Here is a 12,984-nt window from a genome sequence, read left to right on the forward strand (position 1 = left end):
ACCGTCAGTACCGGTAGGCGCGGATGATGGTCTGCTTGACCGTGTTACCGCTGGTGTCCGTGGCGGCGGCCCGCAGCGAGACGAAGCCGGTGCCGGCCGGGTTGTACACCCGGACGACCGCCTTCTCGCCGGACCGCTGCACGGTCAGCTGCTGCCAGGTCTTGCCGTCGTCGAAGGACGCGTCGACGGTCAAGCTGCTCGTCTGGCCCGGCGCCGCCCCGACCTGACGGTCGAGCGAGACCGGGATCTCGAACAGCCGGTTGGCCGGCGCCCGGTTGTTGATGTTGAGCTCGGGGGTGAACCGGATCGCCGTCATCGGCAGCTTCACCAGTTCGCCGTCGCCCACGTGCCCGGACTTGAAGGTCCACTCCGCGTCGACCACCGTCGACAGGGTGAACGCCGGGTCGCTGTGGAAGGTCGCGGCCAGCCGGTAGTCACCCGTCTCCGCCGGCACGTTCCACACCCAGGGCGCCTCGTTGGCGTCGCCGACCTTGACCCCGTTGCGGTAGAGGCTCACCTGCACGCTGCCGCCCCGGACGTGCCGGAAGCCCATGTGCCCGGTGCCGTCGCCGTGCAGCGGCCCCGGGCCGCCGATCAGGTCGCCCCAGTAGCGGGTGGCGAACTGCTGGCCGAAGTTCGGCTCCGGGAAGACCGGCCCGGCCACCGCGTTGGCCCACTTCACGTTGTACGTGCGCCCGGGCTGGAAGCTGGTCCACGGCGACTCGTAGTACGTGTACCTCAGCTGCGCCGAGGTCGACTTCCACACCGCCTGCTTGTCCTGGTTGTAGTACTCCGTGATGGTGCTCGGCACGTCGTAGGTGAAGCTCGGCGGGATGTTGCGCTCGTCGCGGTAGACCGGCGAGTTGCCGGGCGCGTGCGCGACCGCGGTCCGCGCGACGGGCACGTCGGCCACGTCCGCGCTGATGCGGGAGCGGACCGTGGCGAAGTCGTCCGCGCGCAGATTGCGGGTGAGCCCGGTCATCATCTTCTCCGGCTCGTAGAGGTAGACCCGGTAGACGTACGGGCTGTTGTGCAGGCTGTGCTGGCGCACCTGGCCCCACATCCCGTTGACGTAGGAGACGAAGCCGGCCGTCTCGCCGGCCCCGATCTGCGCCGTTCGCAGGTGGTCGAAGGGGATGCCCATCAGCACGCCGAACGGGTCGTTGCTGCCCCAGATCTGCGGCTGCTCAATCCGGATCGTCCAGCCGAACTCCTGATGAACCGCGGTGGCCTTCGGGTTCGGCACCGACACCGCGATCGGCTTCGCCAGCCGGGTGTCCATGGTGAGCGCCTGGTCCGTGGTCAGGTCGAGGCTCGGGCGCATCAGCGAAGCGACGTGCGGGAGGTACGGGTCGCCGGACAACAGATAGGTCTGGACCGTGTAACGGCCCGGGCGGATCCGGTGCTTGGTGACCGCGGGGTTGTCGAAGACCAGGATGCCGTTCCGGTCCAGGTCGGTCAGGATGGTCACCCAGCCCTGCTCGGGCGTGGGCGCTCCGCCGTCCGGCCCGACGAGCTTGAGGGTCAGCTCGCTGCGGGCGATATCGAGCGCGACCGGGGTCTGCACCTGCACGCCGCCGCCGGTGGCGGTCACCTCACCGCCGAAGTAGCGGTCGGGCAGGTCGGCGCCGGCCCGCACGCTGACGGTCACGGTGGCCGTGCCGCCGGCCGGGACCGTCACCGAGGCGGCGCTGAGGCTGAACAGGCCGGCCGGCGCCGGGGCGCCGTCGGCGTCCTTGGCGTCGAGGGACACAGCCAGGGTGAGGGCGGAGGAGCCGCTGTTCGCGTACGTGATCGTGCGCTGCTGCGCGGTGGCTGTCCGCTCGAAGGCGACGCTGACCGGGCTCGTCGTGACGGTCTGCTCGATCGCCCGGCCGACGTCGAGGAAGCCCGCACCCTGCTCGTAGACGCCGACGGCGGCGTTCGGCTGGGCGGCCGCCATCAGCGTGGACTTGATCCGCTCAGGCGCCCAGTCCGGGTGCTGCTGGGCCAGGATCGCCGCCGCGCCGGCCGCGTGCGGAGTGGCCATCGAGGTGCCGTTGAGGCTGGTGTACTGCGGGTTCTCGTAGTACGGCTCCAGGCCGGAGGTCGAGCTGCGGGCGGCGAGGATGCCGACGCCGGGCGCGGTGACGTCCGGCTTGATGCCGGCGTCGCCCGTGCGCGGACCGCGGCTCGAGAACGAGGCCAGCCAGCCCGTCTTGGTCACGGCGCCCACGGTCAGCGCCTCGGTCACGCTGCCGGGCGAGTTCACCGTGGACTCGCCGGCCTCGCCGGTGTTGCCGGCGGCTACGACGAAGAGCACGCCGTAGCGGTGGGTGAGGTCGGCCACGGCCGCCTCGATCGGGTCGATCTCCGGGCTGTCCGGTCCGCCGAGGCTCATGTTGGCGACCTTGACGCCCTGCTCCGCCGCCCAGGTCATACCGGCCAGGATCGCCGACTCCGGGCAACCCTCCTGCACGCAGACCTTGGCGCTGTAGAGGCTCGCGCCGGGCGCCATGCCCTTGTAGCGGCCCTGCGAGGCAGCCGCGGTGCCGGCGATGGTGGAGGCGACGTGGGTGCCGTGGCCCACCCGGTCGAGGGCGTCCGGGTCGGCGGTGAAGTTCTCCGCGGCGGCGACCTGGCCAGCCAGGTCGGGGTGGGTCTGGTCGACGCCGGTGTCGATCACACCGACCTTCACCCCCGCTCCCGTCCAGCCGGCCTGCCAGGCCTTCGGCGCGCCGGTCAGCGGGACGCTGACGTCGAGGGTGGGCTGGCGCAGCCCGTCGAGCCAGATCTTGTCCAACCCGGCCCGCAGCTGCCGCTCGGTGCCACTGGCGGCCGACGTGACGCTGTTCCAGAAGGACACCGCGTCCGCGCGGTTCTCCGCGACAGCGCTCGCCCCGGAGAGCTTGCGGGTGGTCCGGGCGCCGGCGAGGCCGGCGGGCGTGGTGCTGCCGTGCTGGACGATGAGCGGCAGGGTGGCGCGGGTGTCGTCGTAGCCGAAGTCGACCAGCGTCGAGATGTCGAAGAGCCGCGCGTCGAGCTTGCCCCGGTTGAGCAGGCCGACGGCGTCCGCGGGGATGACCCGCACGTCCTCGCCGGCGCTGTGGGTGATGAACGGGATCCGTTCCCGTCCCTTGCCCGGCACGACGTCGACAGCCGTCTGGCCGTGCACGGTGCTGAGGTGGACGGTGTCGCCGGTGAGCAGAGTGACCGTCCGGGGCTTGGCCGCGACCGGGGGTGTGGTCGCCGGCTTGGTGGACCGGGGCTGCGCCGACGCCGGCACACCGCCCGGAACCACCGCCGAGACGCCCAGCACCAGCAGTGCCAGCGTCGATAACTTACGAACTGAACGCATCATTCTCCCTGGATGAACGCGAGAGGTATCCGAGGGCTCCGGACGTGACGGGCGGGTGAAAGTTCATCCGATGTGACCTGTGTCACTCTGACTGAATCGGGGTGCCGGCCCGCACGTCCGCACCGCCGAACGCCCGCCCGCCCATCTGTTCGTCGCTCGCGCCGGGCGGGCCGATGCTCGCTACACCCGGGCCAGGAGCAGGGCGCCGGCGGTGCCGAGCACCAGGTACGGGCCGAACGGGAGATGGCTCGACCAGCGCACCCGGCGGGCGGTCAGCAGCCCGAGCGCGACCAGCCCGGAGGCGGTGACGGCGAGCAGCAGCCCGACCACCGGCAGCGCCGCGTCGTACCAGCCGAGCAGGGCGCCGGCGCCCAGCGCCAGCTTGGCGTCGCCGAGGCCAAAGCCCCGGTGACCGAGCAGCAGCGTGCTGGCCGCGAAGAAGGCCGCCAGCCCGAGCCCGGCGGCGGTGGCCCGCAGCCAGGGCGCCGGACCGGCCCCGGCCAGCGCGGCCACCCCGAGCAGCAGCCAGGTGCCGGCCGCGGCCGGCCAGGTGAGCCGGTCCGGCAGCCGGTGCACCGCCAGATCCACGAAGACCAGCGGCACCGCCCAACCCAACCACCAGGCGGCGGCGGCCAGTGCGGCGGGCGGCGGGGCGGCCAGCACCAGCAGCGCCGCCGCCGCGAGGGCGGCCAGTTCCACGGCGCCGGGCGGTGGGCCGATCCGGGCTCCGCAGCCGCCGCACCCGGCGCGCGGGCCGAGCGCCGGCCACGGGCGGTCCAGCCCGACCGGGGCGGCGCAGCGGTCGCAGCCGGTCCGGTCGCCCTCCCCGGGCGGTACGGCGTACCGGATCGCGGCCAGCCGAAGAAGCGGGGTGAGCGCCAGCGCGGCCGGTCGGCCCGACCGGCGGCGCGGGCGGACCTCCGGCGAGGCCGGGGCGAGGCCGGGCCCGCCGCCGGTCGCCCGGTCGATCCCGTCGCGGGGCCCGGTCACCGCCGTCCCCGCCCCTGCGGACGACCGCCGGGGACACCCGCGGCGCGGCGCCGACCGGAGACGGGACGCCCGACGGCCGACACGGACGGTAGTGCCAACGGTCGGAGGGTGTGACGAGCGATGGAGCGTCGCGGATGCCAGGCGACACAGGCCGCGCCACCCGGGAGGCCCAGCTTCTGCATTGACGGGATTCCCAGCCCGAGGAAATAGCACCTGGCCATGGCGGTGCGACCGGGGGACGGATCGGGCCAGATGCCGCGTCGGGTCATCCCCGCTCGGGCGGCGAACCGGGCCCGACGCGGCGTGGGAAACCCATCACCCGAACGCCGCATCATGATCACGTTCTCTCGGCTGCGCTCTTCGCGCCGCCCGTCGTCGTACACCCGTCGCCACCACCCGTCATCACGCTTGGTATTCGAATGAATTGCCTCTGTTGCATCGGCGGGCGTCAGCCTATGCTCGCCCCTTGGGTGTGACGCAACACACGTTCAACCGACAGGATGCATTCTGGAACCTGCATTCGTAAGTAATCGATAACGGTAAATGTGGCTGCGCAATTCACGGCACCGGATCCGGCGGATCCGGCCGCGCTGCCGCATGCCCGGAGGTCACCGCGACGGCGGCCCCGGGTCATCACCGAGGAGGCACGACGGTGCGAGGACGGCAGCTCAGCCGCTGGATGGCGGGCCTGCTCACGGTCGCGGCGGTCGGTTCGGCAACCGCCTGCGGCACCGACCAGGAGACGGCCGGCTGGCCGGCCGGCGACCGGAAGGCGCCCGCTCCGGCGGAGCGGAAGGCCGCGGAACAGTCGGCGGAGAAAGCGGCGCTGGCCGCGTATTCCGGCTATCTCGACGCATCCCGTACGGCCAGCCGGCAAAGCGATCCACATCATCCGGAACTGTCCAGATTCCTCGCCGATCCACTGTTGACCCGGGTCCGGGTGGCCATCCGCGAGGCGAGGGAGCACGGCGCGATGCGTACCGGGACGCTGCGTTCGCAGCCGGCGGTGACCTCGGTCGACCTGGAGGCCGAGCCGGCCACCGTGGAGATCCAGGACTGCCTGGACACGACCGGCTACCGGCTGGTCTACGCCCGGACCAACAAGGTGGTCCCCGGCACCGGTGGTGGCCGGCACCTGGCCACCGCCACCGCCACCCGCTATCCCGACGGCCGCTGGCTGATCAGCGCCGGCGCGGGCCACCAGGACCAGCCGTGCTGACCTGGGGAGGAAGGGCCGCCCCGGGCCGTGGTACCCGGCCCGGGGCGGCCCGCCGCACGCTCGTCGGCGCCGGCCTGGCGCTGCTGCTGGCCGCCGGGGTCACCGTGCCGGCGGTCGCCGCGGGGCGGGCGGACCCGGGTGTCGAATGCCCGCCCGGCCAGCCCGACTGCAGCGTCTGGGACGACGACCCGGGTACGCCCGGCGGCCCGGGCGGTGGCGGCGACACCGGCGGGGGTGGCGACACCGGCGGGGGTGGCGACACCGGCGGCGGAGGCGGCGGCGGCAGGTGCCAGTGGAACGGCCGGACCATCCCCTGCTACGACGACCTGCTCGGCTGGTTCAACAACGGCGACGGCTGCTACTACAAGCTCGCCCAGCCCCAGCCGGACAACACGCCGCCCGGCCAGCAGTGGTACGTGCGCACCTGCAACGGCGGCGACCTGGGTGACCAGACCACCGTGCTGCGGGACAGTCCACCACCCGGGTTCGGCGCGCCGCCGGACCCGGAGGAACTGGCCCGGCGCGCGCTCGCCTCGATCCGGCTGCTCCCGCCCCGGGTGGCGGTGGCGCCCCGCAAGAGCAAGGGGCCGGGGCTGGTCGGCCTGCCGGTGTGGATGTGGGCCAGCCCGGGCGAGGACTACTTCGGCCCGCTGCACGCCGACGCGGAGGACCGCGGACTGACCGTCTCCATCGAGGCGAAGGTCGACCGGAGCGTGTGGGACATGGGCAACGGCCGGAAGGTCACCTGCACCGGTCCGGGCACGGCGTACTCGGCCACCGGGCCCCGCGCCGGGAAGACCTCGCCCGACTGCGGCTACCACGGCGGCTACCCGCAGGCCGGCACGTACCGGGTCAGCGCCACCACGTACTGGACGGTGACCTGGCGCGGCGGGGGCGAGAGCGGTGAGATCCCGCAGACCCGGACCAGCGGCACCGTCCCGATCCAGATCAACGAACTCCAGGTGGTGACCCGGTGAGTCTGGCGACGCGCAACGGAACCGGACCGGTGGACGCGCCGGTCGCCCCACCCAAGGTGGTCCGGCAGCGCCGGACGCGGCCCGGGCTGCTCGGCCTCGCCGTGCTGCTGATCGCCCTCGGCGGCCTCGGCGCCGCCTTCGCGGTCACCTCGGTCCGGGCCACCGGCAGCTACCTGGCGGTGGCCCGTCCGGTCGAGGTCGGCCGGCAACTCAGCGCGGACGACCTCATGCCGGTGCAGGTCGCCGGCGGCCAGGGCCTGGCGCCGGTGCCGGCCGGCCGGCTCGACGAGGTGGTCGGCAAGCGGGCCGTCGTGTCACTCACCCCGGGAACCCTGCTCACCATGGCCCAGCTCACCGACGACCCGCTGCTCGGCCCCGGCCAGCAGCAGCTCGCGCTGGGCCTCGGCCCGGCCGAGGTGCCGGCCCGCGAGCTGCACCCCGGCGACAAGGTCCTGCTGGTGAGCACGCCGGACGACGACGACACCGGCCCGGCGGCCACCGCCACCCGGTTCGAGGCCACGGTGATCGGCACGGGCACCGGCCAGAACGACACCGAGATCGTGGTCTACCTGGCGCTCGCGGTGCGGGACGTGCCGGCGGTGGTGGCGCTGTCGGCCCGGGAGCGGATCGCCGTCGTGCTCACCGAGGCGGCCTGACCGTGGCGATCATCGCGCTGGTGTCGGCGAAGGGTTCGCCCGGTGTCACCACCACCGCCCTGGCCTGTGCGCTGAGCTGGCACCGCCGGCTGGTGCTCGCCGAGGCCGACCCGGCCGGCGGGTCGATCCTCGCCGGCTACCTCGGCGGGGCTCTCGACGGGCCCCGGGGCATCGGTGAGCTGGCCGTCGGCGAGCTGCGCGACGGCAACCTGGAGACGGCCTTCTGGTCACAGCTGGTCGACCTGGACGCGCCGAAGCGGGAACGGCTGCTGCTGCCCGGCGTGGTCGACCCCACGCAGGCCGGCAGCATCACCCCGCTCTGGCAACGGTTCGCCGACTTCTTCACCGGGCTGGAGCGCGGCGAGCCCGGCTACGACGTACTGGTCGACTGTGGCCGGTTGCACGTCCCCGGCCCGCCGTGGCCGATCCTGCGGGCCGCCTCGGTGGTGCTGCTGGTCACCCGGGCCCAGCTGCCCGACCTCTCCGGCACCCGGGCCCTGGTCCGGGCGATCGAGCGGGACTTCACCGAGCACCGGGTCTCCCCCGGCACGCTGCGGCTGCTGCTGGTCGGCGACGGCCACGGGCGCGGCGAGATCAGCAAGGCGCTGCGGCTGCCGGTGATCGCCCGGCTGCCGCACGACCCGCGTACCGCCGAGGTGCTCGGGCTGGGCGGCACCGTGCGGGCCGGACGGCCGCTGATGCGCGCGGCCGGGGCGCTGGAGGTGCCGGTCGGGTCGCTGCTGGAGCGGCGGCGGGCCCGGCTGGCCTGGCCGGTGTCGCAGGGGGTGCCCGATGCGCTTTGAGCCGGTCTCGTCCGACCCGCGGCGGCAGCCGCCCGGTGCCACCTCCACGGCGCCGCCGCTGCCCGCGCCGAACGGGACCGTCCCGCGCGGCGTCGCCCCGCCCGGCGCGAACGGCGCCGCACCACACGGGACGGGACCGGACGGAGTCCTGCCGAACGGCCGGCACCACCACCCCGCGCCGGCCCCGGCCGGTGCGCCGCCGGACCCGCCGCCCCGGCCGCGGGTGGACTTCCAGGTGGTCCGCGAGCTGCGCCGGGAGCTCAGCGAGCGGCTCACCCGCTGGCAGCGCGGCCGGGAGTTCGACGCCGACGCCGAGGACACCGAGCGGGCCCGGCTGGCCGTGGCGGTGGTCGCCGAGTACGCCGACTCGGTGCGCCGGGCCGGCACCCCGATGGCGGCCGGCGAGGAGCGGCTGCTGCTCGACCAGGTCACCGCCGAGCTGGCCGGGCTGGGCCGGCTGCAGACCCTGCTGGTCGACGACACCATCGAGGAGGTGCACATCCTCGGCTGCGACCAGGTGCGCATCACCCGGCACGGCGGCGGCGTCGACTGGGCCGAGCCGATCGCCGACAGCGACGACGAGCTGGTGGAGATCCTCCAGGCGGCGGCCCGCCGGGCCGGGGCCACCGAGCGGTCGCTCTCCACCTCGAAGCCCACCCTCGACCTGCAACTGCCCGACGGCAGCCGGCTCGCCGCCGTGTTCCTGGTCAGCCACCGCCCGTACGCGGTGATCCGCAAGCACAACACGCTGGACGTGAGCCTGGACGACATTGCCGGCAGCCGGGGCGACCTGGACGAGATGATCGACCCGCTGCTGCGCGACTTCCTCCGCGCGTCCATGCGGGCCGGGCTGAACATCATGGTCGCCGGGCTGGCGGGAGCCGGAAAGACCACGGTCATCCGGGCGCTGATGAACGAGATCCCGGCCGACGAGCCGTACGTGCTGCTGGAGGAGAGCCGGGAGCTGCTGCCGGCGCGCCGCCGGCCGCGGCACCGGGCGGTGATGAGCTTCGAGGCCCGCGAGGGACACGGCGAACGGGGGCCGGACGGACGGCCGGCCGGTGAGGTGAGCATCGCCGACCTGATCCCGCTCTCGCTGCGGATGGGCGTGCTGCGGGTCATCGTCGGCGAGGTCCGGTCCCGGGAGATCGTCCCGATGCTCCAGGCGATGACCACCAGCCGAGGGTCGATGTGCACCATCCACGCCCGGACCCCGGCCGGGGTGGGCGAACGGATCATCGAGCTGGCCCTGGCGCACGGCCGGGAGATGACCGTCGACCAGGCCCGGCGGATGGCCGGCAACGCGCTCGACCTGATCGTCTACGTCACCGTCGAGGACGAGACCGCGATCGGCGGGCGCAAGCACCGCTTCGTCTCGCACGTCGAGGAGGTGATCGGGGTCGGCGAGGGCAACCGGATCGTCACCACCGCCGTCTTCGGCCCCGGCCCGGACGGCCGGGCGGTGCCCCGGCACCTGCCCGAGCGGATCCGCGCCCAACTGCTCCGGGTCGGCTACGACGCCCGGCTGCTGACCCGGTGGATCGAGGCCGGCACCGGTGCCTGGCGGCGACCCCTGCAGACCCGCCTCGGCCGGCGGTGACCGGTGCTGGACAACGTCGAACTGATCGCGGTGGTCTCCGGGGCCGCCTGCGTCGCCGGGTTGCTGCTCGCGGTGGTGGCGCTGGTCGGCACCCGCCGCCCGCCGGGTCCCGGACCGGGCGCGGGTCGGGGGTTCAGCCGGCTGTGGCGCGGTTCCGGCGCGACCCCACGGGAGCAGCGGGCGTACCAGGCCCTGCTGGTCGGCGCGCTGGTCGCCGGCGCGCTCGCCTTCCTGCTCACCGGGCTGCCCGTGGTCGGCCTGCTGGTGGCGGTGGCCGTGCCGGGCGCGCCGTGGCTCTTCTCGGTGGGCCGCGCCGAGCAGCGGGCGATCGCCCGGATCGAGGCGGTCGGCGAGTGGACCCGCCGGCTCAAGGACGTCTCCGCCACCGGCCAGGGGCTCCAGCAGGCGGTGATCGGCACGGTCGCCACCGCGCCGGAGGAGATCCAGGAGGAGGTACGGCTGCTCGCTGCCCGGCTCCAGGCCGGCTGGCTGGCCCGCGCCGCGCTGCTCGCGTTCGCCGAGGAGATCGGCGACCCGGTCGGCGACCAGGTGGTGGCGGCGCTGATCCTGCACCTGACCGACCGGGGCGAGCGGCTCGGTGACGTGCTCGGCTCGATCGCGTCCGCGGCGGCCGCCGAGGTGGCCACCCGGCGGGAGATCGAGGCCAAGCGCACCCAACCCCGGTTCGCGGTCCGCTTCCTCACCGGGATGACCCTGGCCACGCTGGCGTACGGACTGGTCAACACCGAGTACATCCGCCCGTACGGCACGCCGGCCGGGCAACTGGTGATGGCCGTCCTGGGCGCGGCCTTCGTCGGGCTGCTGGCCTGGGTGCGGTCGATGAGCCAGCCGCAGCGGCCGGCCCGCTTCCTGCCCGCCCCCGACCCGGAGGAGGCGATCGCGTGAGCGCGAGGAGTGGGCCCGCCGGCCCCGCGGTCGCCGACGAGAGGGAGGTCCGGTGATCCTCAACTGGCAGCTGGCGACCGCGGTCTGCGGCGGGGCGGCGGTGGGGCTCGGCCTGTTCCTGGTGGTCCGGGAACTGGTGCCGGCGACCCCGGCGCTCGGCCCCGCGCTGCGCCGGCTGCACCAGCCGGTCACCGGCGCCGGTCGGGTCGCCGGCCCCGCCGACCGCCGGCTGGAGTGGCTGACCGGCCTGTCCCGCTGGCTGCGGCCGCCACACCGGCAGCTCGCGCTGATCGACCGCACCGCCGAGCAGTACGCGCTGTCGCTGCTGCTCTCCGCGCTGGTCGGGCTCGCCATGCCGGCCGTGCTCGGGGTGGCGCTCTTCGTCCTCGGCATCGGGTTGCCGGTGGCCGTACCGGTGCTGGGCAGCCTCGGGATGGCGTTGCTCGCCGCGCTGCTCGCCCACCGCGCGGCGCTCACCCGGGCGGACGCCGCCCGGGACGAGTTCCGTCAGGCGGTCTGCACCTACCTGGACCTGGTGGCGTTGCAGCTCAGCGCCGCCCACGGGCCGGTGCAGTCACTGGAGCGGGCCGCGGCGATCTGCGACGGCTGGGTCTTCGACCGGATCCGCGAGGCGCTGCGGATCGCCCAGTTGCAGATGCACTCGCCCTGGGACGAGCTGCGGGACCTCGCCGACCGGATCGGCATCCCGGAGCTGGGCGACGTGGGTGCCATCATGCGCTCCTCCGGCAGCGAGGGCGCCCAGGTGCACGAGACCCTGCGCAGCCGGGCCGACTCGCTGCGCGACCAGATCCGCACCGACAACCTGACCCGCGCGGAGGGGGTGACCAGCCGGCTCGACATCCCCGGCGCACTGCTCGTCTTCGTGCTGCTCGGCTTCGCCGTCTACCCGTTCATCGCCCGGGTCTGACCCCGCAACAGAAGGAGTACGCCATGTCCCTCGTCACCTACCTGCACGTCGCGCTGACGACGCGCCTGGCCGAACTGCGCCGCGACGGCGAGCGCGGCGACAGCCCGGTGCCCACCGCGGTGATCATCTTCGGTCTGGTCTTCGTCGCCACGGTGGTCACCGGCGTGGCGCTGGCCAAGGCCAACGACTGGATGAACGCCATCCCCGGCCACAAGAACCCGCAGTAAGCGCCGATGCGCCGAGCCGCTTCCCGCAGGGGACGCCGGGCGGTCGCCACCGCCCGGCGCCGCCTCGCGCCCGCCGACCGGGGCGCCAACCCGGTGGAGTTGGCCGTGGTGCTGCCGCTGGTCCTGGTGCTGCTCTTCGCCTCGATCCAGGTGGCGGTCTGGTTCGTCGCCCGGTCCACCGCGCTGAACGCCGCACAGAGCGCGGTCAACGCCCAGCGGCTGCACCAGGCGCCGCCCGGGGCCGGCGAGGCGCGGGCCGTCCGTTTCCTGCGCTCCGCCGGGGACTGGCTGGTCGGCTGGGACGACCCGGGGCCCAGCTGTGTCACCAGCGCCACCGAGGTGACCTGCACGGTGCGCGGACGCTCCCTGTCGGTGATCCCCGGGGTCGACTTCGGGGTGCGGCAGACCGCGCACGGGACGGTGGAACGGTGGACCGTGCCGTGAGCGGTACCGCCGAGCGGGGTTCGGTCTCGATCGAGGTGGCCGTGCTCGCCCCGGCCTTCATCGCGCTGATCGTGCTGGCCGGGGTGGCCGGGCGTACCGCGGTGGCGGCCGAGGCGATCGACGCCGCCGCGCACGACGCCGCGCGGGCCGCGTCGATCTCCCGCGACCCGGCCGCCGCCCGGGCGGCGGCGCGGAACGCGGCCCGCCGGCAGCTGGACTGGCGGGGCCTGGACTGCGCCTCTACCCCCGAGGTGACATTCAGCGGGACGGTGCGGGGCAACCCGTCCAGCTTCGAAGCGGCCTTCCGCAGCCCCGTCGGGCAGGACGCCACGGTCACCGTCCAGGTGGCCTGCACGGTCTCGTTCCGGGACATCCGGTTGTCGGCGCTGCCCGGGATGCCCACCGGCAACCGGGTCACGGCGAGCTTCACCTCGCCGCTGGACCGCTACCGGAGCCGGGGATGACCGCCCGCCGCGGCACGCCGTACGACGCCGGGCGGGTGAGCATCTTCCTCGCCGTGACGATGGTCGGCGTCCTGGCGATCATCGGTCTCGCGTTCGACGGGGCGGGGCAGTTGCGCACGTTGCAGCGGGCCGACAACCTCGCCGCCGAGGCGGCCCGGGCGGGCGGCCAGGCCATCGACCGGGCCACCGCGATCGAGGGCGGGCCGAAGCGGATCAACCGGGCCCAAGCGCGCCGGGCGGTGGCCGACTACCTCGCCGCGGCCGGCGCCACCCGGCACGCCGTCAGCTTCCCGACCGTCGACGGGGAGACCGTCGTCCGGGTCGAGGTCACCGTCACCTACCGCAGATCCATGCTCGGCCTCTTCGGCTTCGACGACACCGTCACCGTCTCCGGGGAGGCGACCGCACGGGCGCTCACCGGGGCGCCGTAGGG

Annotated in this window: 13 protein-coding genes; 11 read left to right on the forward strand and 2 right to left on the reverse strand. The window is 74.4% G+C overall.

Features of this window, described 5'->3' with window-relative positions; translation table 11 throughout:
* Window positions 1–4: 4 nt before the first annotated feature.
* Together AC1WTP_RS02895 and AC1WTP_RS02900 are read right to left on the reverse strand one after the other, a co-directional pair.
* Window positions 5–3,337, reverse strand: coding sequence for a S8 family serine peptidase (locus tag AC1WTP_RS02895; RefSeq protein WP_481647684.1), 3,333 nt, complete (start codon window positions 3,335–3,337; stop codon window positions 5–7).
* A 180-nt stretch (window positions 3,338–3,517) separates the two neighbouring features.
* Entirely contained in the window at window positions 3,518–4,219 is a 702-nt protein-coding gene (locus tag AC1WTP_RS02900; RefSeq protein ID WP_481647881.1) for a prepilin peptidase, read from the reverse strand.
* A 787-nt stretch (window positions 4,220–5,006) separates the two neighbouring features.
* Between AC1WTP_RS02900 and AC1WTP_RS02905 the strand changes: the two genes are divergently transcribed.
* Genes AC1WTP_RS02905 through AC1WTP_RS02955 form a run of 11 tightly spaced genes read left to right on the forward strand, consistent with a single transcriptional unit; the run spans window position 5,007 to window position 12,982 of the window.
* Window positions 5,007–5,546, forward strand: coding sequence for a hypothetical protein (locus tag AC1WTP_RS02905; RefSeq protein WP_481647882.1), 540 nt, complete (start codon window positions 5,007–5,009; stop codon window positions 5,544–5,546).
* Window positions 5,540–6,523, forward strand: a complete 984-nt coding sequence (locus AC1WTP_RS02910; protein WP_481647685.1) for a hypothetical protein — start codon at window positions 5,540–5,542, stop codon at window positions 6,521–6,523. The genes AC1WTP_RS02905 and AC1WTP_RS02910 overlap by 7 nt, the downstream gene beginning before the upstream one ends.
* Window positions 6,520–7,179, forward strand: a complete 660-nt coding sequence (locus AC1WTP_RS02915; protein ID WP_481647686.1) for an SAF domain-containing protein — start codon at window positions 6,520–6,522, stop codon at window positions 7,177–7,179. Before AC1WTP_RS02910 ends, AC1WTP_RS02915 begins: the two co-directional genes overlap by 4 nt.
* Window positions 7,180–7,181: 2 nt before the next feature.
* Window positions 7,182–7,982, forward strand: coding sequence for a CpaE/TadZ family protein (locus AC1WTP_RS02920; protein WP_481647687.1), 801 nt, complete (start codon window positions 7,182–7,184; stop codon window positions 7,980–7,982).
* Window positions 7,972–9,582 carry a TadA family conjugal transfer-associated ATPase gene (locus AC1WTP_RS02925; RefSeq protein ID WP_481647688.1) on the forward strand — a complete coding sequence of 537 codons (1,611 nt, stop codon included), beginning with the start codon at window positions 7,972–7,974 and terminating at the stop codon, window positions 9,580–9,582. The genes AC1WTP_RS02920 and AC1WTP_RS02925 overlap by 11 nt, the downstream gene beginning before the upstream one ends.
* A gap of 6 nt (window positions 9,583–9,588) precedes the next feature.
* The gene (locus tag AC1WTP_RS02930) at window positions 9,589–10,488 is read left to right on the forward strand and encodes a type II secretion system F family protein (protein WP_481647883.1); all 900 of its coding nucleotides are present in this window, start codon (window positions 9,589–9,591) and stop codon (window positions 10,486–10,488) included.
* Window positions 10,489–10,543: 55 nt separating this feature from the next.
* Entirely contained in the window at window positions 10,544–11,416 is an 873-nt protein-coding gene (locus tag AC1WTP_RS02935; protein ID WP_481647884.1) for a type II secretion system F family protein, read from the forward strand.
* 23 nt (window positions 11,417–11,439) lie between these two features.
* Window positions 11,440–11,643 carry a hypothetical protein gene (locus AC1WTP_RS02940; RefSeq protein ID WP_088996913.1) on the forward strand — a complete coding sequence of 68 codons (204 nt, stop codon included), beginning with the start codon at window positions 11,440–11,442 and terminating at the stop codon, window positions 11,641–11,643.
* Window positions 11,644–11,649: 6 nt separating this feature from the next.
* Window positions 11,650–12,087: a TadE/TadG family type IV pilus assembly protein gene (locus tag AC1WTP_RS02945; protein ID WP_481647689.1), complete on the forward strand. Its 438-nt coding sequence runs from the start codon at window positions 11,650–11,652 to the stop codon at window positions 12,085–12,087.
* Window positions 12,072–12,551 carry a TadE/TadG family type IV pilus assembly protein gene (locus AC1WTP_RS02950; RefSeq protein WP_481647690.1) on the forward strand — a complete coding sequence of 160 codons (480 nt, stop codon included), beginning with the start codon at window positions 12,072–12,074 and terminating at the stop codon, window positions 12,549–12,551. Before AC1WTP_RS02945 ends, AC1WTP_RS02950 begins: the two co-directional genes overlap by 16 nt.
* Window positions 12,548–12,982: a pilus assembly protein TadG-related protein gene (locus AC1WTP_RS02955; protein ID WP_481647691.1), complete on the forward strand. Its 435-nt coding sequence runs from the start codon at window positions 12,548–12,550 to the stop codon at window positions 12,980–12,982. The genes AC1WTP_RS02950 and AC1WTP_RS02955 overlap by 4 nt, the downstream gene beginning before the upstream one ends.
* Window positions 12,983–12,984: the final 2 nt, after the last annotated feature.

It is taken from the genome of Micromonospora sp. R311, assembly GCF_056780015.1.